Origin of the sequence: Hyphomicrobium sp. 99, assembly GCF_000384335.2 — a bacterium.
Lineage (GTDB): Bacteria > Pseudomonadota > Alphaproteobacteria > Rhizobiales > Hyphomicrobiaceae > Hyphomicrobium_B.
The window spans coordinates 1,194,341-1,219,191 of record NZ_KQ031382.1; the positions used below are offsets into that span (position 1 = coordinate 1,194,341).

Consider the following 24,851-nt stretch of genomic DNA (forward strand, 5'->3'; position numbering starts at 1 on the left):
GACAATGCTGGATGTGATCACAGCAAGATATTTGCCGTAAGGCGGGTGGAAACTGATCTCGATCAAAGCCCGAAGGTCGCTGGAGACGCAGATTAGGGTCCAAAATGGGAGCCTTTATGCCGGTAGTCGAGCAAATATCCGCATCAAACTTCGACGAGGATCATCCTGGGGCGAGGTTTCTTGCTGACCTCGCGCTACAACTCGAAGCTTGCCGGGGACTGTTGGCGCTCGCGGACGGATTGCCAAAGGCAGCTGACTACAATCTTGCTCAACGCCTCATTGAAATATTTAACGCAGCTTGGGTAGGGCATGTCCGCTTCCAAGAGGAAGTCATTTACCCGCTTCTCAAACGTCGGCTGAGAGAAGAGCAATGCCGGAGTGCGGCACTATTCGATCGCCAGCACAAAGAAATTCAGTTCGCCGACGATGAAGTGGTCGACACGCTTCGCATGGCCCGGTCCAGCGAGGCGGCAAGCGATGCGCTGTCGTATCTTTTGCGGCTTGTGGCTGAGCGCAGGCGGGATCACATTGAGGCGGAACAAGTTCTACTTCTGCCGGTCTTGCCTCAGATGCTCACTCCGATCGAGCGCAAAATGTATATCGAATGGGCCGCGGCCAATCCATTGCCGTTTGCCGGCATCGGACTGGATAGTTGAAATCGAAAAAATCCAGAGCTTCAGGGAATTGCGGACATGAAACCGACACGCACCTGGATACTTATCGCCGATGGCGAACATGCTCGGATGGTCGAGGCCATCGGCAAGGGGCATGGCCTTCATGAAGTGCCGGGAACGGAAACCCGGCTGGATAATCCGCCGAGCCATCTTTTGGGAAGAGCGGAGCCGGGCCGGGTTCATGAATCCGTCGGCTACACGCGTCACGCCATTGAACCCAGAAGCGATCCGCACGAATCTTTGGAGGTGAAGTTCGCCGAGCAACTTGCAGATCAGCTTCAGCGGTACGTCGAGGTCAAAGCCTTTGACAGGCTCGTCATCGTGGCGCCGCCGACAATGCTGGGCTATCTCCGCAAGTGCTTGGCAGCAGACGTCACATCGAAGTTGATCGCGGAGGTCGACAAGGACCTGACGAAGGTTCCCAACAACGACGTGGCTTCTCATCTCGAAAGCGTCGTTTTTCTGTAGGCGCAGTCGCTTCTAGTTATTGCTGAATCGCTTCGAGGTGGCGTTTCTCGCGCCGACGGTAGTTGCGGACGGCCAGCGGCTAAGTTTATTATCCGGGGCTTGGAGTAGGTTTGGGGCAAGATTTTTCCGGCGGGCGGCGTCTACCGATTGCGCCACGTCAATTGCAAATGGCCCGAGCTGCAATACGGTTCAATTGATTTCAAGAAATAGACCTGGAGACGCCTATGGCGGTTCAATCAATCGTCGAATGGATCTGGCCGACCAAGTGGCGTGCACGTAACGCTGCCCGCTTATTCGCGATCATCCCGGCCGCTTGTGCAATGACATCTCTGGCTAATGGTCTGCCCAACGATAGCGAGCCCGTCCAAGCAGCCGACGCAATAAAGTCGAAGAAACCAGATCCCCAAAATGGGCGCGTCATTGTTCGCGCGCTATGCACAAATTGCCACTTGATCGGAGAGGCACCGAACTCGGCTGTAAACGCTGACGTGCCAAGCTTTCCCGCCGTTGCCAACAAGCCGGACCAATCAGCCGAGCACATATCTAACTGGCTTCTCAACTCTCACGGGCCGATGCCGAACGTTCATCTGACGAAAAAAGAACTTAGCGACGTCGCGGCGTACATAATGTCTCTGCGCCGGCCCAAGTCGTAGGCAAGGTGATAGCGGAAAAAGTGAAAAGGAGTTCTGGCGCGATCACCGCGCGCGCATTCAATCACGCAAACTCTGGTCGGCGTCTTTCACCTTGTCGAAATTCTTGGCTTCATACCAAAGGCAAGGGTCTAAGCGGAAGTTGTTATTGCGTGCTAGGCGCTGAGGATAACAGCACATAGAGGTTGGCGCGTCGTGTCAGACCGTCTTGCGTGTTAGGTGGCACTGGTTGACGGAGGATGGCATGCGACAGTCTGGGCACGCGGCAGTCTCGGGATTGCTATTCTTTTTTTATAATGGGCCAAGCGAAGCTACCGAGGCAGCAAGCGGGGAGGCATTGCTTCGCAAAAACTGTGGCCAATGCCATGCACTGACTGCGGGGACATCGAGTCCGCTCAAGAAAGCGCCGAACCTCTGGACAGTTCTGCGTTCCTATTCTTCCGAGCGACTGGAGTTTGAATTATCCGAAGGGATCGGCTCAAGACACAAAGACATGCCGCAGATTCAGTTCTCATCAGATGAGATAGATAAGATTGAAAATTACCTCGCGGGTGAATGATTGAAAACGGGGGCGCTCCCTACCGTAAGTCAGATGCCTCGGTGATTGATCTATTAGCCATCCCGATCCGTCCCTCGGGAACATGACGACGTGCTCGCCAGCCCGCAGGCGTTTCCAATAGGCCCCCGGGGGTAGGGGGCTTAAAGTAGGGCACAGATGTCCGCGAGCTGCCGAAGGGACATGCCGAGCGTTACCACCAATTCCTGCATTGGTTGAGATGGCCCGCAGCTTAGATGTTTCGCCTTCTACGCTCCGGCGAGCCATTTGCGCCCGGCGAAAGTTCTGCCCCCATGCTTGCAGCGCATAGCTCACGAAAAATTCGAAAAAACGACCAGCAATACGCAGAGGGTGGACCGAGGGACCGAAACGGCGGGACTTCGATCCGGTGCTAGGCGCGTGCGCGGCTACGTCGGTACGTCAAGCGGACGTGCCTCAGTAGGGTTGGAGACTTCCACTCCACTAGCGCCTTTGGGCTCCTTGATGCGAAACAACGCGACGTAGAGAGCGGGCAGGAATAGAAGTGTCAACACGGTGCCGACGATGATGCCGCCCATCATGGCGAACGCCATTGGGCCCCAGAACACTTCAGAGGAAATGGGAATCAGTGCCAAGCTCGCGGCCGCCGCCGTCAGCATGATCGGGCGCGTGCGATGCTCCGTCGCTTCGACGACCGCATCCCATGGCGCGCGACCCTCCTTGAGCAGATCCTCGATCTGCACGATGAGGATCACGGAGTTGCGGATCAGAATACCGATCAGCGCCAGCACGCCGAGGATGGCGACGAAGCCGAGCGGCGCTCCGCTGGGCAGCAGCGCGCCGACCACGCCGATGAGACCGAGCGGCGCGACCGCCACCACGAGAAACAGACGCTGGAAGCTCTGCAGCTGCACCATCAGGATCGTTGCCATCACGAAGAGCATCATTGGAACGACGGCAGTGATGGGCCCTTGGCCCTTGGCGCTCTCTTCGACCGCGCCGCCCGTCACCACGGCGTAGCCTGCAGGCAGCTTGTCTTTGAACTTTTCGATCCCCGGCGCGAGCGCAGAGACGATCGTTGCTGGCTGGGTAGCATCCAGGATGCCAGCCTTGAGCGTAATGGTCGGCAGTCGCACGCGCCGCCACACCACGGGCTGTTCCAATTCATAGCGGAAGGTCGCAACCGCTGCGAGCGGGACAGGCTGCCCGTTAGAGCTTGAAAGCTGCAGATTCTGGAACGTTTCGATCGAACCCCGCTCGGAACCCTGAGCGCGGCCCACCACGTCGACGAGATAAATGCTGTCGCGGATCTGCGTGATGGACGCCCCGCCAACGACGCCGTTGAGCGTCGTTGCGATGTCTTCGGACGTGATGCCGAGAAGGCGTGCCTTGTCCTGCTGCACATCGACCTTGATCACGCGGGCCGGCTCATTCCAGTCGTAGGTGACATCGCCCACGCGGGCATCGGCTCCCACGATCGTAGCAAGCTCCTGCGAAAGAGCCCTGACGATTGCAATGTCAGGCCCGCTCAGCCGGTATTGAATCGGACGGCCGACGGGCGGCCCGATGTCGAGCAACTTGACGAACGCGTCCGTGCCGACGAACTCCCGCTTCAGATAGGCCTCGAGCTTGGCCTTGAGGCGGTCGCGAGCCTCCAGGTTCTTCGTGACGATGATCGTTTGCCCGAAGGAGGGATGCGCCGGCTGCACGTCGAACGACAGGACGAAGCGCATCGCACCCTGTCCGACGTAGGACGACCAGTGGTCCACATCGGCATCACCTGCGAGCGCCTCCTTCTCAAAACGCGCCATCTGAGCTGCGGTCTCATTGATGGAGCTGTTTTGCGGCAGGTTCCAGTCGACGATCAGCTCATTGCGGTCGGAGGATGGGAAGAACTGCTGCTGCACGAATGTCATGCCAACGACGGAAAGGGCGAACATGGCCAATGTTACAGCAATGGTGAGCCAGCGCTGCCGCATGCAGAACCGGAGCAGCGATGAAAAAAGCGAGAATGGTAAGCTCGGCTTGTCGTGATGCTTTTTCATGGCCTCGGGCAACAGCCACACGCCGAGCAGAGGCGTGAACAGCACCGCTACGATCCACGACACCAGCAGCGACACCGCCAAGACGACGAATAGCGTGAATGTGAATTCGCCAGCCGCGCTGCCGTTGAGTCCGATCGGGATGAAGCCTGCGACCGTGACAAGCGTGCCCGTGAGCATAGGAAACGCCGTCGATGTGTAGACGTAGCTCGCAGCCTTCTTGAGGGGATCGCCCAATTCGAGACGCGACACCATCATCTCGACGGCAATCATGGCGTCGTCGACGAGCAGCCCGAGTGCGATGATGAGCGCGCCAAGTGAGATGCGCTGCAGGGTAATGCCAAGGTACTCCATCGCCACGAAGGTGATCGCGAGAACGAGCGGGATCGAGAGAGCGACAACGAGACCTGCGCGCATGCCGAGGGAGAGAAAGCTGACGATGAGAACGATCACCACCGCTTCGAACAGAGCTTTAGTAAACCCCTTTACGGATTCATCGACGATTAGCGGCTGGTCCGACACGAGATGGACACCGACACCGACTGGAAGCTCGCCAGCAATCTTGGCCATCTCCTTGTGCAGAGCCTCACCGAACTGCAGCAGGTTGGCTTTGGGCTTCATGCCGATGGCAAGGCCGATCGCCGGTTGGCCGTTGTAGCGAAACAAGGCTGTGGGCGGATCAGCGTAGCCGCGCTTGATGGTCGCGACGTCGCTCAACCGGAAGAAGCGGTCGTTGATCCTCAAGTTGATGGCATCAAGGCTCTGCTCCGAGGCGAACTGTCCACTGACGCGAACACTGATGCGCTCGGCTCCCGTCTCGATCACGCCTGAAGGCGTAATCGCATTCTGGGCTTGCAGGGCCGACAGAACCTCCTGGCGGCTAATGCCATAGGCCGCGGTCTTGCGCGGCGAGAATTCGAGATAGACCACCTCATCCTGCGCGCCGACGATGTCGACCTTGCCGACATTGGACACCATTAGAACTTTGGCGCGAACCTGCTCCACGTAGTCCCGTAATTGCCGCTGGCTAATGCCGTCAGCAGTGAACGCGAAGATGTTGCCGTACACGTCTCCGAAACGGTCGTTGAAAAAGGGACCCACGACGCCTTGTGGAAACTCGCCCTTGATGTCGGAGATCAGGTTGCGGACTTGCACCCACGTCGGCGTGACGTCGGCGGCCTTGGTGGTATCCCGCAGATTGAGAAAGATAGTGGTCTGACCCGGAGTCGTGATCGACCGGGTGTAGTCGAGAGACTCGAGCTCCTCGAGCTTCTTCTCGATGCGGTCCGTGACCTGCTGCGTCGTTTCCTCGACGGAGGCTCCCGGCCACTGCGCCTGGATGATCATCGTCTTGATGGTGAAGGCGGGATCTTCCTCCCGCCCCAGGTTCAGGTAGGAGAACAGCCCCGCCAATGAGAACACGATCATGAAATAGGTGACGAACGAGCGGTGCGCGAGCGCCCACTCGGATAAATTGAACGACTTCATGAGCCTGACGCTCCGTTCTCGATTTTGACCTTCTGACCAGGCGACAGACTGTTGACGCCGGCGCTCACGACGCGAGTCCCGGGTCCAAGGCCTGCGGACAGAGTGATCGAGTGCTCGTCTCTCGAAGCGATGCTCACTTGCCGCTCCGAGATGATGCTGGTCACCTCGTCGATGACGAAGACCATGGATTTCCCGTCCCGCTCGAGAAGTGCCGAGAGTGGCAATTGCACGGCACTCGGTGCGTTCTTCCCGCTCCTGATCGCCGCGGTCACCATCGTACCGAGCCGGAACGTATCCGGGGGATTGTCGAGCTTAATGCGCACGCGCCGGGAGCGGGTCACGCTGTCGGCTTCCGGAGCAATCTCGCGAACGCTTCCAGTGATGCGGATGCGCTCATCGAGTTGAAGCGCTACGTCGAACTCTGTTCCAGGCTTCACCTCGCCGTTGAGGCTTTCCGGGATATCGATCACAGCCTCGCGGACATCGGGCTTCGCCACGGTCACGACGGTCTGGCCGGCGGAGACAGTCTGACCGACCTCGGCACTGACGGCCGTTACTACTCCGTCGAAATCGCTCTCAAGCTGTGCGTAGCCAAGCTGCTCCTGCGCCTTCGTCAGGCTGGATTGCGCTCGCACCACTTCGGCTTGGGCCGCGATGCGCGTTTGCTCGGCTGCTTCGAACGTGGCCGGCGGCGACACAGCGCGGTCGCGCAGCGTCTTCTGGCGGTCCTCGGTCGCCGATGCGTTCGTGAGCTGGGCTTGTGCATTGGAGAGTGCAGCGCGCTGGCTGCGAACGGCAAGCTCAAGCGCTGTCGGATCGAGCGAGGCAACGCGTTGGCCTTTGCGCACCAGATCGCCCACATCGACGTCGCGCGTGATGATGCGTCCGATGACTCGAAAGCTCAAATCGGTCCGGTAGCGAGGCTCGATAGTCCCGGCGAGGGCGAGCAATGATCGGGGCTCGACGGAGACGACTGTCGAGAGTACCGGGCGAGGCGGCGGAGCCGGCTCATTCTGGTTCTCGCTACATCCCGTCAGCAGAAGGAGTGTCAGCGCGAGCGGCGAGACGAGGCGGGTCGTTGAAGGCAGGAATGCCGGACGTCGCGATTGAAGGGGATGTGTCATCAACCAGCCTCTGGCGCCAGAGCAATGATTTGATTGGGACGAAGAATTTTGGCGCCTGCAGTGACGACGCGCTCTCCGGGCTCCAGTCCACTCTCGATCACGACGTTCTTGGTCTGGTAGGCCGCCACTTCGACCGCTTTGAGAGAGACGACGGACGACTTGGGATCCACCACCCAAACCGCAGGCTTGCCCGCGAGCGTCGAGAGCGCAGTCCAAGGGAGGATAACGACTTGACGAGCCTTCATCCTGGCGGCGCCGGATACCAACGCGCCCAACGTGAAGCCAGGCGGGGGATCATTGATCTCGATTTTGACGCGGATGGTTCCGGATTTCGTGTCCACGCTCGGTGAAACTTCGCGGACGACGCCCGTGGCAGTGATGGACGGATCAGACGCCAGGGCGAGCGTGATCGTGGATGCGGAAAGCTGCTGCAGGAAGATGGCCTCGTAGACGTAGAACACCGCATCTCGTGGTCCGTCCTGGGCCAGCGTGAACATCGTCTGCGCGGCCTGCGCTACTTGCCCTACTTCGGCAGTGCGCGCAGTGATCACGCCTGCAGCGCCTGCCCGCAGCTCCGTGTAGGACAACGCATCACGCGCTGTGCCGAGCTGAGCATTGGCGGCTTCGAGCGAACCTTCGGCTGTGCGCAAAGCCTCCTCTGCTTGATCGTAGTCGCGCCGTGTCGTGAAGCCGTCCTTGATGAGGGCCTTTTGCCGCTCGAAGGCGGTCGCCGTCTGGCGCACGCGCGCTTCCGCGGATTGGACCGTCGCCTCCGCCGACACGACATCGGCGTTCTGTTCCTTTGGATCGATGCGGGCGAGCACCTGGTCGGGCGTAACACGGGCGCCAACATCGACCAGCCGTTCGCTGATCCGCCCGCTCACCCGGAAGGAGAGGCCGGTTTGCACCCGGGCTTTGATCTCGCCGGTCAGCACCACGTTGGGCGCATAGTCCGTAAATGCGACCACCTGGGTCCGCACGAGAGGCGGAGCTTTGGGGGTCCCCACATTCTGTTCGCCGCACCCCGCGAGGGCAACAAACGGCATAAGAAACAAGGCCTTCGCGATCCGAACGCGCGTCATTACACCCCCAGGCTAGGCCCACGTCCCGAACAAGATCACTGACCGGTCATTTATTATTGACTATCTGGTCAGTCAATAATAATTTTGCGCCATTCAAGGGTTGCCGACTCGTCACAGGAGGGGAGCGCATGACCGTAACGGCTAGAGCGCGGCGCAAAGCGGAACGCCCGGGCGAGATCCTCGATGCGGCCTTCGAGGAGTTCGTTCAGCGCGGTTACGCGGCTACCCGACTTGAGGATATCGCGGCGCGAGCCGGCGTTACGAAGGGCACGATCTACGTGTACTTCGAGAGCAAGGAGAGGGTGTTCGAAGCCCTCGTTCACGACCTTGAGAATTCATTGCGGGAGCAGGTCGAACCATTTTTCGAGGACCGAGGCCCGCCCACCGCGCAATCGATCCGTGCCGATCTGACGATGCTTTATCGCGTCTTTGCCAACGACAGGCGCGGGCGCGAACTGTTGCGTCTGCTCATCGCGGAAGCCGTGCGCTTTCCCGATCTTGTCGACGAGCACTACCGCAACTTGGTCGGCCCTATGTTCGAAGTCTTGGGTCAGCGGCTGCGCCAGGGCGTGGCGAACGGCACCTTCCGCCCGGCACCGGCGACCAATTTCCCCGAACTCCTCCTTGGGCCCGCGCTTTCGCTCCACATTTGGAAGCTCCTGTTCTCCGACCGCAAGCCGCTCGATGCGGAGCTGCACTTTGAGGCAGCGCTTGATATGATCCTGAGGGGATTGCTGTCGCCGGAGACTGAGGCCAACCGGGTCAGCGATCAGCAGTGATCCGTCTAACGTCTGATTGCTTCAGAGTGCATTTCGCCCCGAGTTCTTGGGTCCGTGCGGTCAGGTTCTCTCTTCAGATTCGTCGACGCCCTTCCTAATCATTGCCGTGACCCTGGCGATACCTTCGTCGCGAAGGACGACGGGCACGCGTTCGAAAGGTCATCCGCCAAAATCAGATGGCGGCTTCTTCCATCCGTTTAAACGACCCAGGCTTGCGTAAACTACGATCGTCTCAAAGCGGAGCCTATTCGAGCACTGGCAAAGTTGGTCTGAACGCCGAACTCCCAATTTCTCTGTCTTGCGCAGATCGGAACCAAGGCGCCATCTGTATTGATGTCCGCCCTGGGGCAGCGACGGAACTGTGAGGAGCCAGCTTCACGTCCGCTTCTTACTTCGAACCAGACATCTGTTACTGGAGCCGGTAACGATGCATTGGCGCATCTAGCCAATGTCCGCTTCTGGGAGTGAGTGTCGGCAACAGAGTCAACCACCCGCGTCGGTTACACTATTGAGCCTCATTCCCCTTGCTCATTTCAACGACATCCCCAACAAGGCTTTTCGCGCTTGACGCAAACTTTCGTCGTTCCTTGAGGTCTATTTCGGTATCTTTTGCGTCTTCCAAACGGTGCACCGCGCGAGAATAAAACGGCAGTGCCGCGCGAACGGCATCTGGGATGCGTATTCGCTCGACCATCCAGTCGAGCTTGGCCCGCGCTTGGTCGAATGTGTAGACGCCTTTATGAACCCACTCGACGACGAGCCAATCGAAAGTTTCGAGAAACGACAGCGAATCTGCGGCCTGCAGGATGTCTTCTTCCTGATTGCCTCCAATCTCATGGCGCAGGATCAGCGCACGGACGCGTTGGGTGAAGGCAACATCGCAGGCAGGTGTTTGCTTCTTGAGCCATTCACTAACAATGTCGGCCGAACGCATGGAGTGAACGAACAGATAATCGGGATTGTCGAACCCATCCGAAGGCATGCTTGAAGGGCCTCCCGGAAAGAAGCGCTCTGCGTCATGGACGAGAGCGGCAAACTTGAGTTCAGGAGAGGCCGAGCCGGAGAGGCGAATGGCCCAGGCACGTGCCGCGAGTAAGTGTTCGAGCTGATAGAAGCCGTCGAGCCAAGTTATTGCGCTAAGCTCGAGCGCACTGAAGGCTGGTTCGGCGTAGGGGATGGCATTCTTCTGTGAAGCTTTATTCGGCGGCATGCTCATGGGGCTTTGTTTTGTGACGAAGGGTTTTCCAGAGGACTTGATGGCTTGCCTGCGCGCAGGGCTCGCCATACCGATTCCGGCGTTACTGGAAGATCGGAGATTTCGACGCCGTAGTCGATGAGCGCATTGCAGATTGCGTTGGTGATGGCGGCCGCCGGAGGGATCGTACCGACTTCGCCGACACCGCGCACGCCGAATGTGGTGACTGGGGACGGCACCTCCGTATGCAGAAGTTCAATCGGGGGAATATCGGCCGCGGTCGGAACGAAATAGTCGAGCATACTGCCGCTCAGCAATTGTCCTGACTCGCTATCGTAGCGCAATTCTTCCCCGAGTGCCGCCCCGAGACCCTGCACCAATGCGCCTCGGACCTGTCCTTCAACTACCATGGGATTTACTGGCACGCCGCAGTCGTGCACCATCACAAAGCGCTCGACCGCGAATTCTCCCGTCTCGGGATCGACCGCCACAACCGCGGCGGCCGTTCCAAAAGAAAAGGCGGCGTCGGTTGGCTCAAAGAAAGCAGTCGCCTCCAGCCCAGGCGTTTCGCTCGCGGGTATGCCTTGCCCCAAGATAGCACGCCGGAAAATATCCTTGAGCGGAACAGAGCGATTCGTATCGGATTTGAGGACGACCACGTCTCGCTGAATGGTGAGATCCGCGGGCGTAGCTTCGAGAACGCCAGCTGCGATCCTAAGTGTCTTCTCGCGGAAAATAAGGGCGGCCTTATTTATCGCCCCCGACGCCGCGATCAAAGTGCGTGACGCGAATGCACCGGTATTCAACGGAGAGGCGGCGGTATCGCCCATGTGAACGTGGACGGCCTCGTAGTCGACGCCAAGCACATCTGCGCAAATTTGTGCGAACGCCGTTTCGTTGCTCTGGCCAAACGTCGAGACGCCGCTATAGAGATCTATCGTTCCTGAGCGGTTGGCGCGAAGCGTTACGCTCTCGTGCGCGCCAAATTGCGATCCCCGATTGGCGAGGAAGCGCGCGCTCGCATATCCTGTTCGTTCGACAAACGATGATATCCCTATGCCGGTGAGGCGGCCATCTGGCCGCTTGGTCCGCGGCTTCGTGCGGTGCCCAGCATAATCTACCGCTTCCATTGCCATATTGAGAGAGCGAAGGTAGTCCCCGCTATCGTAAATCGCCCCGCTTGGCACACGCCAAGGCAGATCCTCTGGCCTCAGCATGTTCATGACCCGGAGATCATAGGGGTCAATTCCAAGCCGGCGCGCCAATCGGTCGATGAGAACTTCCAGAGCGAAATTGACTTCGGGTTGACCGTAACCCCGATACGCACCGACCGGTGTCTTGTTCGTTATGGCGACGCGTCGCTCGACCCGCGCATCGGCAACCTTGTAGGGTCCCGTGAATACGACGCTTGAAAGCTGTGCTGACCCAAATGATGAATTCCACCCACCGAGATCAGTCGTATAAGTGTTGGTCAGTGCAAGGATGCGGCCTGTTCGGTCGGCGCCGACGGCGAAATCGTGCACGGCTTCTCGGCCGTGGGTGCTCGCCCTGAAATGTTCCATCCGGTCTTCGATCCATTTCACCGGACGTCGCAACGCCATGGAGTGAAGGCACGCGAGAATATCCTCGGGATAAATGCCAAGCTTCAACCCGAACCCGCCGCCGACGTCAGACGCCACGACGCGGATCGCGCCCTCATCAAGCCGCAGCGATTCCGCAAGCTGCTTCCTGACAAGATGGGGAACTTGCGTTGACGATTGTACGGTGAGCATCCGCGCGCCCGGTCGCCATGACGCGAGAATGGCGCGGCCTTCCATCGGAAAAGCCGTCACGCGGTTGATCCGAAAGCGGCCCGTCAGCACAACATCGGAGGCAGCTAGCGCATCATCCGGTGCCCCGGCGCCATCGAAGTTGGACGCCAAAAGGTTAGACGCAAGTACGCCGGAATGAAGAACAGGCGCACTCTCCGAGAGCGCTGCAAGCGTATCCACGATGTGGGGAAGAGGCTCATAATCGATTTCAATCTGCTCGATGGCGTCTTCTGCGATGGCGCGGCTTGTCGCTGCCACACTTACAACCGCCTGGCCTTCGTGCAACGCCACATCTTGGGCGAGGGCATAATACGACAGCGGCGGTGCGCCGGGGACTGGCCTTAGAACCTGTATCGGCTCGCTCAATTCTTTTACGTCCGCTCCGATAAGGATGTGCTTAACGCCAATCATTTCCACCGCGCGCGAGACATCGATGGAGCGAATTCGCGCGTGTGGAAACGGACAGCGTGATACGGCCATCTCGAGCTGATGGGCGGCGTCGATATCGTCGACGAAACAGCCGTCGCCGCGCAACAGGCGATCATCTTCTTTGCGCGGAAGGCTACGGCCAATCAGCCGGCTGGAATCGTTGAGAGGCCGCGGAGACCCCAATTTTTTGCTCACATGTTCGTTCACGGAATCTGTTCCGCTGTGTTCGACCGCCCGCAAGTCTGAGACAAATATTCTTCCGCCGCCCTGATGATTCCTTCGTATCCGGTGCATCGGCATAGAACACCGCTGATCTCTTCGCGAATCTCATCGCGAGATGGCGGTGTCGCACGTTTTGCAAGGCTCGTTATCAGCATTAGAAAACCGGGCGTGCAGTAACCGCATTGAAGCGCATGATTGCGCTTGAATGCCTCTTGGAGATCGTTCAACCGGTCACCTACGGCAAGCCCTTCGATCGTCAATACGTCGGCACCTTCGAGCTGCGCTGCAAGCATCAGGCAGGATTTTACTGCCTTGCCATCAACGATTATGGTGCAGTTTCCGCAGACGCCTTGCTCACAGCCGATATGGGTGCCAGTAAGACCTGCGCGGTGGCGCAGGAAGTCGGCCGCGTGCATCCGAACTGGAGCGCTCGCGTTGACTTCCTCACCATTCACATTGACCGTGATTTCGAGCTCGTTAGTTCCCAAGGGTTCGGCCTTCTTCAAACTGCTCGACGGGCGGCGGGAAGCATCTCTTTGACGACAACATCGCCGTCCAACACGATGGGCTCATCGTCGAGGAAAAGGCTGCAGTCCCGCATCGGGATATCGAGGTGGCAGGCGGTGTCATTGGGGCCGCCGAGCTCATTGTTCGGTCCGGTCGAGAACATGACGTTACCAAAGAACGATCTGAGTTCCATCCCCATGCCGCCGGGGAATTGCGTCAAGCCATGCCATTTGGCGCGCTCATCGAGGCCCCATCCGACGTGGGACATACCGAACCCGCGTGGGTCATCGAACGTGGCCATATACGATTTGATGAGTTCGGCATCGAGCCCGCCGCGGATATCTTGGATCATGCCCTTTTCGATCGTGTATGTGACAGGCTCTCGTACATAAGTGTTGAACGGCAGTAAAATATCGCCTGGCGCCAAGACGATCTTGCCGTCAACGCCATCATCGGCGCCGCCCGTGAACACGAACGCCGCTGGCCAATGGTCCCAGCGACCGGGCGTGTCGGTATAGCCGTACTCGCTCATCGTAGGATACATACCGATCTTATAGACGACATCCGTCCCATGCTTGTTGGTAATGCGCATGGTCTTCGCCTTTGAGAGGAGTTCGGCTCCAACCTCAACCCGTTCCCGTAGTTCGCGCGTTGGGATGAGACGAGCGAGAAGAGGCGCCGGTTCGACTGCGGTAAGCACGCGCGCGCCCGCTGCCTGAATGGCCATTTGCTCCTTGCTGAAGAGCAGGAAGATCAAATCCACCACCATGTCGGCTTTCTTGAGCGCTTCAACCGCTTCGGGAAGCTGAGCGAGCTGCGAGACACCGACTTCCCACGAGCCGGACGTCGGCTGCGGCGCGGGAAGTCTCATGTGATAAGCGCTCGCGCCTAAATCGCGGGCCGCCGCCAGGAACGCATCGGCGTAATCGAGACGCTCCTCGCCTTGCGAAAGAATGACGACTTTCTGACCCTCCCGAACTGCACTGAGTTCCAGCTGGATCTTGCAAATCGCGTTCAATGCATTTCGGTCCATAAGGAATCTCCTTTTTGGGGCTTGCTCAAGCAGCTTTTTGAGCGCGCGGAATGAGGCGGACGAGGATCTTGAAGAAGTCGTTGAAGTTGTCCCAGGGCACCATGTGCCCCGCATTCGGTACCGATACGATCGGGATGTGCGGGTTGGCGACGGCGAGTTCTGCAGCTGCAGACGGAGGAACCACTGGGCTGATCTCTCCCCTGACAAGCGTTGCAGGTCGCTTCAACACAGACCACAAGGCAAAGAAGTCTTCGTTGTTGAAACCTGCGTGCGTTTCAACGACGGCGGTCTCATCGCAGCTCGCCAAAACTTCGGCGCGCAACTGGAGTTCGCGCGTTGGCCACTTGGGGTAGAAGACGCGCACCTCCTCGGCAGTTGTGCCGCGCTTCGCCGCGTGAAGCTGCTCAAGGAAAGCCGCGCGGCTCGTCGGATAAGTGCCGCGCCCAGGTCCGGAGGTCGGTGGATCGACGAGCACAAGCATTCCGTGATCGTCGCTGCAAAACTCAGCTGCGTAGGCCGCCGCTATTCTGGCGCCGAGAGAATGTCCGATGATGTGAGGGCGCGAGAGACCAAGCTCTAAGATGAGCCCGGCGACGTCGGCAGCGTAGTCGATAAGGCGGTAGCGCCCGGAGAGTGGCGCGTCCGTCATTCCACGGCCTCTGAGGTCCGGCACGACGACGTTGAATCCCCGAGCGGCCAGCGGTGCCGCGATGAAATCTGCTGTCGGGGCAGGGCTCGTTATTCCAGGTAGGATAAGGACATCGCCCGCATTTCCGCCAGCATAGGTCAAGAGGTGATGTTTTAGTCCGTTAGCTGCGACGTGACTGGTGCGGCCGGAAATTCGAATGCTCACGCCGCAACCTCCGCTGACTGCCGCTGCAACGCAGCTCCAGCATTTGGAAGCGTTGCGGAGAGACCTAGCGACAACAGAATTTCCCGTGTCGTCGCGGTTGCTGCGGTTATGACCGGAAGCCCCGTCGCGTCTTGGACCTGCTGGACTGCAGGCAGCGACGGCATCTGAACGCAGGCCGATAGGATGATCCCATCCACGCCCGAAAGATCGAGCTTGCTCACGTATCCCGGGAGCGCCGTGGGATCGAGACGGCCGACCATGAGATTGTCGGCAACGGCAAGACTGAGGCTATCGAGAACTGAAATCCCCGAGTCTTCGATATAAGCGATGACAGTGCGAGTGAGCTCCGGCATGTAGGGTGCCACGAGTGCCACTTTGCGCAGGCCGAGACTTTTCAGCGTTCGCACGAGCGCGCCGGCACTGCTGACGATAGGCGGTGACGCTCCGCGGCCGGCGGCGATTACATCGGCGAAACGCTTTTCCGCGGCGGAATGTGCGCCGGCACCCCGCGCCATGAGAGCGACGAGGCACGCGTAAGCAACGACATCAACGTCAGCATCACCGACCTCAGCGGCGCAGCGCTCGCCATCATCAACCATGCGGGCAAGAGAAGCGACATCGACGTTATGCAATCGTGCCCGGCTCGCATGAAACGTGAAACGCGTTCCGTGGAGCTGCGAATGCCTCGCAAGCATCTCAGGAATTTCTGTTTCCATGGTCGTATTCGAACTCGGAACGATCAATCCGATGCGGTGCATGAGCTTCCAAAATCTCCGTTTATCACTTGTTGTTTTGATCGGGGCGCGCAGACTTTTCGCGCTACGCGCCTGGCGTGGCTTTGTGCTTCCGCCTCAAGGTTGAACTCCGATGCGCCAAAGAATGACGAGGCTCAGAACAAAGGACAGTGCGCTGAAAACCGCCGATGCCTTCGACCAGGAGTCGCCTCCTTGTATGAGGTTCGACGAACTCCCTGCGGAGCGGCCGGACGCAGGAGGCAGCCGAGACGGAGCCGAGGCCGATGCACGGCTGCCGGCGCTCCCTGTGGCGAGCGAACCGCCTGAGAGGACTTGCTCGAGATTTTGCGCGAACTCGGCTGTAACTTTATCCGCCTGTTTCATGATGATCTTCTGGCCGACGCTTCCGAGCATGCCCGCCAGAACAACCTCGCCTTCGACGGCGACGCGCGTACGATCGCCAAGAGATTCAAGTAGAACGGTGTTCGTCGCCCGAAAATTTCCCACCGCGCCGCGCACGGCCTTGCCCGTGGACGAAAAATGGAGCCGCTCTTGAAAAACGCGCTCGTTGATGTGGACCTTGGATTCCAGCGTTGCGCTGATCGGCCCAACTTTTTGTGTCGCGCGGACGAGGAGCGTGTCGGGGTCAAGAACTTGAACGGACTCCACACCCGGTATGCAGGTCGCAACGCGCTCAAGCTGCTCGAAGAAGGCCCACACCCGGGCGATCCGATCGTTGACGTCGAATTCTTGTCGAAACTTCACGAAACGCCTCTAATTAAATGCGCGGGTCTCGGCCGACGCGCGAAGCTCTCGCAACACCCGCGGCACGTAAACGGAAACGAGATGTCGGCGGTATTCTTCGCTCGCGCGCATATCGCTGGGTGGTGAAATGGCGCGGCTGACCGCTTCGGTGGCGGCAGCGATATCCTCATCTTCTAATCGGGTGCCTTGGAGCCTCTCGCCCGCTTCCTCAACGAGGATGGCCGTATCGTGGACGCCGCCAAGCCCGAGCCTCACATTGGACCAGCGTCCTTCGGTTTGGTCGCCAACGACAGCGATGGACAGAACGGCAAAATCGTTGTGACGGCGATTGAGCTCATGAAAGGCATGATAAGTTGGATGGCGCGGAAAGATGATTTCGACCAAAAGCTCATCCGCGTGGAGGGCAGCCGCATATGAGCCTTCGTAGAAATCCCGCATAGCGATTTCGCGCGAGTTGCCATGGCTGGTCACACACACGCGCGCGCCGAGCACCAAGCAGCCGAGCGGCATCTCGCCGGTCGGATCGCCCTGGACTAGGCTCCCTCCGATCGTCCCTCGATTGCGCACTTGGCGGTCGGCAACGTGACGGATCATTTTCGCGAGCAGCGGAAGCCGTTCGGCAATAAGCGGCGAGGTCTCGACGGTCACGTGACGTACCAAGCCACCTAGCACCGTTTCGGAACCGCGAACCTCAATCTTCGCGAGTTCCTCAAGACCGTTGACGTCGATCAACGCAGCAGGACGGAGCAAGCGCATGTTCAGCATAGGGACGAGACTTTGTCCCCCCGCCAGGATACGTGCGGTTCCGTCATAATCGTCGAGCAGACGAAGCGCGTCATCGACCGACACAGCACGATGATAGATGAAATCGGCTGCCTTCATGACTTGGCAGACCCAGCGGCCGGTTGCGAGATACGGATGCCCGACAGGCGCGCCAACACATGGTTGACTGGTGACGTTTTCGCAGACACGACGCCTGACGCAATCTTGCGACTCCAGACGGTTTCGGGCCGCACCTGAAGAACCCAAACATCCCCTTGCTTGTTGACGCCCCATTCGATGTCTTGAGGTGCGCCGCGCGACGTCTCGATCCGCTTCGCGAGCGTGGCTAGTCGAATGATATGATCGTCGTCGAGGCAGAGCTTATCCTGACGATCAGGCTCGATGGGTGCGAGCCCAACGCCGCCGAGAGCCGGATCAAATCGATATTCTTCGATCTGGCTCGACGGCTTCTTCCGCGTGATCTCAAATGTCACTTTATCGACGGCAAATTGGCTGGGAGTGATGTCTCCCTTGACCACGCCCTCGCCTAGCCCCCAGCACGCTTCCAACACGATTTTGGAGCGATCTCCGTTGATAGGATCGAGCGTGAACATGACACCCGCAGCGCGCGCCTCGATCATCTGCTGGACGCCGACGCAGATAGCGAAATCGCCTTTGGAGATGACCGTCTCGCCATCCTGCTTGTAGGATAAGACGGCGTCGCCGAACATCCCGGCCCAACAGGCGCGCATGTTGCGAAGAACATCGTCGGCGCCGCAGATCCATAAAAACGTCTCGTATTGGCCGGCGAAGCTGGCACCGGCGAGGTCCTCCGATTCTCCCGACGAGCGAACCGCTACGGGGACATTCGAACCTCCGGACCTCTTTTCGAGAAGCGCGTAGTTCTTGCGCACTTCGTCTTCGAGATCGGCCGGTAAGGGCGCCGTCTTTATTCCGTCGATGAGAGCGGCGGTCTCCGCTTTGATGTCCGAGAGTTCGAGCTTCGGTGCGATAGCCTTGACGCGGCGCGCCTCTTCCGCGAGGCCGGACTTTTCCATGAAGTAACGATAGGCGGCCGTCGTGATCCCAAAGCCATTCGGGACCGCAAGTCCCGCTTCTACCATCTCGGCAAGACTGGCAAACTTGCCGCCGAGAAGTGGATTGCCGTTCGCCGAAGGATCATCAAGCCAGAGTACGTAAGTCTTTGTTGTCAACGCGAGACCTCCTCGATGACGCGTACAGTGCCGACATTCCCGTCGACCTCAATCAAGTCTCCGGTTCGAATACTGGATGTGGCGAAGCCCGTGCCGACGACAGCTGGCAGACCATACTCACGGCATATGATTGCAGTGTGCGCCATCATTCCGCCGACGTCGGAGACCGCTGCCGAAACGCGCGTGAATACGGGCGCCCAGCTCGGCGCGGTCACGCGGCAGACCAAAATATCACCTTGGTCGATTTCGTAGAGCTGGGAGGGCTCGGTTATGACCCGGGCCCTGCCGGTGACTTTTCCAGCGGAAGCAGCGACCCCTTTGAGTGCTTTGCCCGCAGCGTTTGGATCGACGCCGAGCCACTCCTGGAGGGTCTCCTGCGTGATCCCCCAAAGCATGACGGTCAAAGGCTCGGTGATGTTCTCTGGCGGCAGACCCAATGCCGGGGGCGGAGACCATTTCGCGAGGACATCGCGAATTTTCCGCCTCTCGGCAATGATAGGCTTCCAATAGATCTCGCCGCGCGACTGCGAGCCTGTCGCCCAACCAATCAAGAGATCATAGAGGGCATCGTAGATCTCGTGGCGGTGGAGATAGAAAATGTCTTCGCGATCGCTGAAGAATTTGTGAGCCACGAAGACGTCTCCGAGCTCGCGAACCTTCGACCAGAAGATCGAATGGTGCCAATGCTCGACGTAGAAGTTGTGGTCTTCGACATAGGGGAAGACCTTGCGCGTGAGATCGATGAGCCCGTCAAACGCTGCGCGATCATCATCGGTTGCCAGAAGAGCACGATATTCCGAAGTGACTCTCGTACGCTTTTCGAGAATCTGCTCGAGCGGCCGACGGATTTCCTCGCCCCTCCGAAGGGCTTCGATATAGCCGCGTATTGCTGTAAAGGGCAGACGAAGATCGTCCATCCATACCGGATCCGAATGCGTATAGCCGACGCCTGTCGAGAACCAGAACCAGGGCTCTTTTGCCTTCTCAAGCCCTTCAAGCCACGCTCCGCCGAACGGCGCGTTCTTCAATTTTTGAAGAACGACTTCGGGGCCCTCGTCGGTAACAAGAATATCGGCGACATTGAGCGCCACCGCCAGATGAGCGAGTCGGCGTAGCTCATCGTCAGGGCGGAAAAGTAAGATGTCGATGCCCGACACCATACTCGTCACCGTCTGGTCGGTGATTCCCGGGAAGGCGTGCTGGCAGAATTCGCGGAACGTCAGATAAGCGCCATACCCGAGATTGAGCATCTCAAAGTGATAGGAACCCATCTCGAGCATGTTCTCGATGAGCCGGTTATAGCTCGTCAACAGATCGTGAGATGAGTAGACGCCGCGATGCTTGAAGACACTCTCTTCCGGCTCATAGGTCGGCAGCGGCTTGAACGATAAGGCTTTGAGGCGATCGATGCAGTTGACCGCCTTTTTCTTCCACTCGTCGTAGATCGAGTCCCAATTCTCGAAGTAATGGCCGGCACGGCGGGCGAACAGCTCCTGCCGTTCAGGAATGACCGACGGGTCCGTCACGGCATTGGGACTGATGTAGAGATAGCCGTTGATGATGCGATGATCGATGCCCATTGCGGGTGGGATGGGCCAGACTCTGGTGGTCATCTGGCTCGCCGCGACCCACCAGTTCTCGGTCATGATGGTGTCGAAGGGATAGAGCGGCTCGGGATTGTGCATCCCGTCAAAGAACCAAAACTTGCCCTCTTCGAGCTCCCGCCTTTCCTGGCTGATGAGAGCAAAGTAGGGGAACATCTTCTCCCACCCTTCTGCTCCTGCCGGCGTTGTTATATCGAACGGGCTCGCAAAGCGCGTCTTCCTTTCGGCACTGCCGGCCGAACCTGAATCTGCCTCGACCTTGTTGACGATATTCAACGTGGACCTCCACACATTTGGACTGCTGCAGCCAAAATCCCGATTCTCATTTTTCCCGACCACCGAGAGAGCCGAGATATTCAAGCGTTTCGCCGAGCGAGATGACGTCGGCATATTTTTGGCGGATATCAAAAAGGTTTGCTTCGTGCGGAGCAGCGGCGCGATCGGCGACGCATTCCTCAGGCACCAGGACATCATAGCCAGACTGCACCCCGTCGACGACGCTCGCCCGAACGCAGCCGCTCGTCGTCGCCCCCGTGACGATCAAGGTATCTGTGCGCCAAGACGCAAGAAGCGTCTGCAGGTTTGTTCCGAAGAAAGCTGAAGCCCCGAGCTTCACGACAATCGGTTCCCGCTCTTGTCGTAGGAGCCGCTCATCGATTTCAACAAGGCGCGATCCGGTCTTAAGAGACGCCATGCCAGCCGACTTCCGAAGCCAAGGCAAAGTCTCGATATGTCCTGCCTCAAAGCTAATTGTCGTGAACGCGATCGGCACTCCTTTTTCACGCGCAGATGCCAAGAGCTTTGTCGTTGCATTTATTGCGCCATCCGCATCGGTTGCGGTCGGATAAGCCGGATCGGTAAAGCCATAAGAGAAATCGACGACCAATACTGCAGGTCGCGCACCACGCCGCACGCTTCGACCGAAACCCGCGCCACGATAAACATCCCCGACCGTGAGCTTATTCATGCGGCTCCATGCTCATTTTTTTATCAATCGCGCGTCGCGAAACGATCTTGCTACGAGGTCGTAATCAGCATACTGGTATACCGGTATACCAAAATAAAAAAGGCGACAAGTGCTTTGCGAAAACTTTCACGAAGTGAGATCGCGAAGCGCCCTAGCACTCGAGCTCGGGAGAAATCAGCTCGATTGAATCCTCATTCACACCAGCAAGGAGTTTTCACGATGAAGGGGACCGTGCGCAATGTTTGCTGAACAAATGAAGCTTGATAATCTGACCTTTGCTTTCGTCTACGCTGTCGGGGCCGTCAGTGTGCTGTTTGTCGTCATCGGCCTTGGTCTCATCGATATGGGATTGGTACGTGCACGCAACGTGCTCGATACGTGGGTTCAAAAGTTCGCGGCGGCGATCTTCGCGGGCTTCGGGACACTCTTCGTCGGCTATGCGATCTGGCAGTATCAATTCTATATTGCGTTCGCAGTTCCTGATCCGCTTGTGCAGGTCTTTAAAGACTGGTGGATCGGCGGCGGTGCTGCGAGCTCGATGGCGATCAAGCTCGATCCGAAGGTCGTCCCCGAGGCCGACATCCAGCAAATATTTCTAGTCTTCTTCGTCACGTTCTCTATGGCGACCGCGGCTCTCATACACAGCAGCGTCATTGAGCGCATAAAAAGTCTGCCACTGTTGGTGATGTCGTTCCTGATCGGATTGGTCTTCTCTCCCCTGGTCGGATATCTCTGCTGGGGACCGCTTTCTCCGTTGACCAATGCCGGAACTCACGATTTCGAAGGTGTCTTCCCGCTCTACATTTTTTCGGGAACCTGGGCGCTTATTCTCTCCTGGCGCTTGGGACCGAGGCTTGGAGCGCTGTCATCGCATCCCGATGGCCTGAAGCCGGTTCCGAGCAATCAGGCCCTCGTCGCTCTCGGCGTGCTTTTTATCTTCGTCGCCATTCCCTTCGTCTCGATCGGTTCGACTTGGGTCTTGCCCGATAAAGCCGTCTACGGCATCTCGATGACCCAAACCGGCCTCGGGCTGATCCTCATCAACATCTTCAGTGCCATGCTCACGGGAGGCGTGGTCGGCGCTCTTATCGGTAGGACCCGAAAGGATGTGTCGTGGGTGTTTCTCGGACCCATTGCTGGTGTCGTAATCAGCGGAACGCTGTTCGATATCGGAACGCCGCTTGAATGCATGGTGTTTGGTGGTTTGGGTCCTATCGTTGCGTTCGCGACCAGCAGGCTCGTGCATGCGCTTGGTCTCGAGGAGCCTAAAGTTGTGCCGCTCGCACTTGGTCCGGGCATTGTCGGCGCCATCCTCGTTGGATTCGTCCATTGGGGCACGCCAACTGGAGGGTTCCCTGGTCTGGAAGGCGCCATGGCCCCAGGACACGCGACGATCACGCCATACTGGCAGTTGATGGGCGTTCTGGCGACCGTGACTGTTGCAGCAGTTCCGGCACTCATCCTTAGTTTCTTCTTTGAGATGACCACCGGCCTGCGCGTCTCTGCGGAGGCTGAGCTCAATGGGCTCGACGCCGCAAATTGGGGTGCGAGCAACTTTGGAGACGACCTACGGGGGAAGAGCGTTCCGATGGCAGGTCGCGCGACCGCAGGCTGAAAACAAGGTCGCCGCCTCAATGGGCGGCGACCTTCCTACTCCGCAGACTTTCTTTCAGTAGGGCAATGAATAAAATCGATCTGTCCTTTATCGATGAGTCCTCGCCGCGGAATCTGGTCGCGACGGAATATATTCTTCCCAGTCTTCTTGCGTGGCATCGGATGGGGCTTAGATATGCCATCATCACGCTGGTCAATATCGTTGGCAGCTCCCCGCGGGCCTTGGGCTCCCTCATGGCCGTGTCATCTGAGGGTCACTCTGTCGGCTACCTCTCTGGCGGCTGCTTGGAACGCGCAATCATCATTGAAGCGCAACGATGCATCGAGCAGGGCCGCAATCGCCTGATCCGCTACGGCAAGGGCTCACCTTATTTCGACATCCAGCTTCCTTGCGGAAGCGGCGTCGACGTCTATATCGATCAAGGTGTCGAGATTTCGCTTCTTACTCGCCTCGATGAGCTGTCGCGCAATCGAAAAGCGGTGATCCAATCAACGGACCTGGAAACTGGCGCCAACACGTTCGCCATCGTCAATACGGCGAACGAACGAAGTCGGCTTGATGGCCGCGTCTTCAGACGCGTTATCTGGCCGGCTGTTAGAGTTTATCTTGTCGGGGCAGGTCCTGCAGTTCCGGCAATCGCGCATTTACTTTCGGCGGTTGGCTTTCCCGCGGAAGTGGTCAGTCCAGATGAAGCAACCAGGGCCGAGGTTCGAGCCTTTGGTCTCGCTTCTAGCGCCCTGACCAACGCCACGATCGGAGCCCTGGAAGGGGACCCCTGGACGGCAGCTATTCTGGCTTTTCATGAGCATCGTTGGGAATTGTCGCTGATCGAGCAGCTCCTTACCTCGGATTGCTTTTACATAGGCGTTCTTGGCAGCAAGGCCGTGGCGGAAACACGAGTCGCCGAACTTCGTCGGCGAGGCGTCGGTCCCGAAAAGTTGGGGCGCATCCGCGCTCCCGTTGGCTTGATCGCCGGCACTAAAAGCAGACTAAGCCTTGCGGTCAGTGTGATATCGGAGTTGGTTGGCGAGGCCAAGGCACGCGAGTTTGTCGCATAGGTTACAGTGTGGATAAAAGTAGATAAAATCATTCTCGATCGACGAGATCGAACAGGTGGACCGAGGCCGCCACTATTTCTTTCAGAAAATGATATAGTTTCCCCAAAAAAGTATACCACCATACCGGCATTTCATCTGTAAGCTCAAACCAAACCCCTCTAAGCAGCGGGCGTTGCGCTACTAATCCCGTAAGCCTCGATTCGCATTCGGTGGTGGCTGCCCGCGCCTGCGGAAAATGAGTGGAGACGATCTAGAATGACAGACCTTTTGGGAGGATTGATCAACGGACCGATGGCGGTCCGTACGAGTGAGGGCATTGCACACGTCGTTCGCCAGGCAATCCTCGCAGGCAGATTGATGCCGGGTACGGAATTGCCCGAGCGCAAACTCGCGGACGAGCTGTCGGTCAGCCGGACACCAGTGCGGGAGGCATTATTTGTTCTGCAAGGCGAGGGACTGATTGATCTCATCCCAGGGCGCTGCGCGCGGGTCCGTGAAGTCTCGACAGAGGAGATCGAAGAGATTTTCGTGTTGAGACGTCTTCTCGAAACCCATGCAGTGAAACGCGCCGCGAAGCTTCGCAATGCATCGAAAATAAAAAGTATCGAAGATACCCTGGCTGCGCAGAAACGTTTGGGCCAATCGGGCTCGGTTCTAGAGCAGGCGCAAGCGGACCTAGCGTTTCACAAAGCCGTCGCCGAAGCTGCGGGCAGTCAACTGCTGGTGACGCTCGTTTGCCGCGTGTTCGCGATTACCGTAACGTATCGCTTTGCGTACAAGTACTCTGCGCCGCGCACCTCGCGAGTTTTCAAGCAGCACAGCGCCATATTTGATGCAATAAAATCGGGTAACGGCTCGGAAGCGGAGTCGCTGATGTCACAGCACATCAAAGAGTCGAGCGAGCTCGTTCTCAAAAATGTTCTAGGCAATCAAGCTAACACGGAAAAATTGCGCGAAAACGTGGGCTAGAAGCAAAAGGGGCCCGAGAGAGCGTGGCCCTGCGCGCATATTCGGAAGCAAATAATACAGATTGCATCTCAAGGATCGTAACGATGGTTGAAGAATGCGCTAGCCCGCCGGAAAGCAGTTGATCTACGGTGCGACGTCCGCTTTCCTCTGGGATGGAACGCCCATTGTGAGCGAACATGACGGCTCGGGGCGCCTTTCGGACGCGGACAGCATATCAAGGGCTCCCTCTCAACCCAAAAACTGTCGTGGTGGCGATCGGTTCGGCGATAGA

At 58.4% G+C, this 24,851-nt stretch carries 21 protein-coding genes; 7 read left to right on the top strand and 14 right to left on the bottom strand.

Annotated features, from left to right (window positions below):
* Positions 1–221 precede the first annotated feature (221 nt).
* The 3 genes from G359_RS05925 to G359_RS21105 all read left to right on the top strand — a co-directional run bounded on the left by G359_RS05925 (position 222) and on the right by G359_RS21105 (position 1,795).
* Positions 222–656 (top strand): hypothetical protein, encoded by a 435-nt coding sequence (locus tag G359_RS05925; RefSeq protein WP_210165511.1) that lies wholly within the window; start codon positions 222–224, stop codon positions 654–656.
* 36 nt (positions 657–692) lie between these two features.
* Positions 693–1,142 (top strand): host attachment protein, encoded by a 450-nt coding sequence (locus G359_RS05930; protein ID WP_045835379.1) that lies wholly within the window; start codon positions 693–695, stop codon positions 1,140–1,142.
* Positions 1,143–1,462: 320 nt separating this feature from the next.
* Entirely contained in the window at positions 1,463–1,795 is a 333-nt protein-coding gene (locus G359_RS21105) for a c-type cytochrome (RefSeq protein WP_371199097.1), read from the top strand.
* 960 nt (positions 1,796–2,755) lie between these two features.
* On the opposite strand, the gene G359_RS05940 is transcribed toward G359_RS21105, so the two are convergent.
* Genes G359_RS05940 through G359_RS05950 form a run of 3 tightly spaced genes read right to left on the bottom strand, consistent with a single transcriptional unit; the run spans position 2,756 to position 8,063 of the window.
* A complete protein-coding gene (locus G359_RS05940; protein ID WP_045835380.1) occupies positions 2,756–5,857 on the bottom strand; it encodes an efflux RND transporter permease subunit in 3,102 nt (1,033 codons plus the stop codon).
* Positions 5,854–6,981 (bottom strand): efflux RND transporter periplasmic adaptor subunit, encoded by a 1,128-nt coding sequence (locus tag G359_RS05945; protein WP_082072825.1) that lies wholly within the window; start codon positions 6,979–6,981, stop codon positions 5,854–5,856. The genes G359_RS05940 and G359_RS05945 overlap by 4 nt, the downstream gene beginning before the upstream one ends.
* Complete coding sequence (locus G359_RS05950; RefSeq protein ID WP_045835381.1) at positions 6,981–8,063, bottom strand: efflux RND transporter periplasmic adaptor subunit; 1,083 nt, start codon at positions 8,061–8,063, stop codon at positions 6,981–6,983. The genes G359_RS05945 and G359_RS05950 overlap by 1 nt, the downstream gene beginning before the upstream one ends.
* 128 nt (positions 8,064–8,191) lie before the next feature.
* Between G359_RS05950 and G359_RS05955 the strand changes: the two genes are divergently transcribed.
* Complete coding sequence (locus tag G359_RS05955) at positions 8,192–8,842, top strand: TetR/AcrR family transcriptional regulator (protein WP_045835382.1); 651 nt, start codon at positions 8,192–8,194, stop codon at positions 8,840–8,842.
* A gap of 505 nt (positions 8,843–9,347) precedes the next feature.
* On the opposite strand, the gene G359_RS05960 is transcribed toward G359_RS05955, so the two are convergent.
* The 11 genes from G359_RS05960 to G359_RS06010 all read right to left on the bottom strand — a co-directional run bounded on the left by G359_RS05960 (position 9,348) and on the right by G359_RS06010 (position 20,938).
* Positions 9,348–10,058 carry a hypothetical protein gene (locus G359_RS05960; RefSeq protein WP_197077534.1) on the bottom strand — a complete coding sequence of 237 codons (711 nt, stop codon included), beginning with the start codon at positions 10,056–10,058 and terminating at the stop codon, positions 9,348–9,350.
* Positions 10,055–12,472: a xanthine dehydrogenase family protein molybdopterin-binding subunit gene (locus G359_RS05965; RefSeq protein WP_197077535.1), complete on the bottom strand. Its 2,418-nt coding sequence runs from the start codon at positions 12,470–12,472 to the stop codon at positions 10,055–10,057. Before G359_RS05965 ends, G359_RS05960 begins: the two co-directional genes overlap by 4 nt.
* Before the next feature lie 8 nt (positions 12,473–12,480).
* On the bottom strand, positions 12,481–13,005 hold the full coding sequence (locus G359_RS05970; RefSeq protein ID WP_245279943.1) for a (2Fe-2S)-binding protein: 525 nt from the start codon (positions 13,003–13,005) through the stop codon (positions 12,481–12,483).
* Positions 13,002–14,039 carry a M29 family metallopeptidase gene (locus tag G359_RS05975; RefSeq protein ID WP_045835384.1) on the bottom strand — a complete coding sequence of 346 codons (1,038 nt, stop codon included), beginning with the start codon at positions 14,037–14,039 and terminating at the stop codon, positions 13,002–13,004. The genes G359_RS05970 and G359_RS05975 overlap by 4 nt, the downstream gene beginning before the upstream one ends.
* Before the next feature lie 25 nt (positions 14,040–14,064).
* The gene (locus tag G359_RS05980) at positions 14,065–14,892 is read right to left on the bottom strand and encodes an alpha/beta fold hydrolase (RefSeq protein WP_052699209.1); all 828 of its coding nucleotides are present in this window, start codon (positions 14,890–14,892) and stop codon (positions 14,065–14,067) included.
* Positions 14,889–15,650, bottom strand: coding sequence for a maleate cis-trans isomerase family protein (locus G359_RS05985; RefSeq protein WP_045835386.1), 762 nt, complete (start codon positions 15,648–15,650; stop codon positions 14,889–14,891). Before G359_RS05985 ends, G359_RS05980 begins: the two co-directional genes overlap by 4 nt.
* Before the next feature lie 93 nt (positions 15,651–15,743).
* A complete protein-coding gene (locus G359_RS05990) occupies positions 15,744–16,391 on the bottom strand; it encodes a CoxG family protein (RefSeq protein WP_045835387.1) in 648 nt (215 codons plus the stop codon).
* 9 nt (positions 16,392–16,400) lie between these two features.
* Positions 16,401–17,273 (bottom strand): FAD binding domain-containing protein, encoded by an 873-nt coding sequence (locus G359_RS05995; RefSeq protein ID WP_045835388.1) that lies wholly within the window; start codon positions 17,271–17,273, stop codon positions 16,401–16,403.
* On the bottom strand, positions 17,270–18,367 hold the full coding sequence (locus tag G359_RS06000) for a PEP/pyruvate-binding domain-containing protein (protein ID WP_045835389.1): 1,098 nt from the start codon (positions 18,365–18,367) through the stop codon (positions 17,270–17,272). The genes G359_RS05995 and G359_RS06000 overlap by 4 nt, the downstream gene beginning before the upstream one ends.
* Positions 18,364–20,247 carry a PEP-utilizing enzyme gene (locus tag G359_RS06005; protein ID WP_197077536.1) on the bottom strand — a complete coding sequence of 628 codons (1,884 nt, stop codon included), beginning with the start codon at positions 20,245–20,247 and terminating at the stop codon, positions 18,364–18,366. Before G359_RS06005 ends, G359_RS06000 begins: the two co-directional genes overlap by 4 nt.
* A 46-nt stretch (positions 20,248–20,293) precedes the next feature.
* Entirely contained in the window at positions 20,294–20,938 is a 645-nt protein-coding gene (locus G359_RS06010) for an isochorismatase family protein (protein WP_045835390.1), read from the bottom strand.
* Between the two features lie 238 nt (positions 20,939–21,176).
* On the opposite strand from G359_RS06010, the gene G359_RS06015 reads away from it, so the two are divergent.
* The 3 genes from G359_RS06015 (at position 21,177) to G359_RS06025 (ending at position 24,580) form a co-directional block, all read left to right on the top strand.
* On the top strand, positions 21,177–22,553 hold the full coding sequence (locus G359_RS06015; RefSeq protein WP_082072827.1) for an ammonium transporter: 1,377 nt from the start codon (positions 21,177–21,179) through the stop codon (positions 22,551–22,553).
* A gap of 65 nt (positions 22,554–22,618) precedes the next feature.
* Positions 22,619–23,611 carry an XdhC family protein gene (locus G359_RS19610; protein ID WP_052699210.1) on the top strand — a complete coding sequence of 331 codons (993 nt, stop codon included), beginning with the start codon at positions 22,619–22,621 and terminating at the stop codon, positions 23,609–23,611.
* A gap of 255 nt (positions 23,612–23,866) precedes the next feature.
* The gene (locus G359_RS06025) at positions 23,867–24,580 is read left to right on the top strand and encodes a GntR family transcriptional regulator (protein WP_052699211.1); all 714 of its coding nucleotides are present in this window, start codon (positions 23,867–23,869) and stop codon (positions 24,578–24,580) included.
* Positions 24,581–24,851 lie beyond the last annotated feature (271 nt).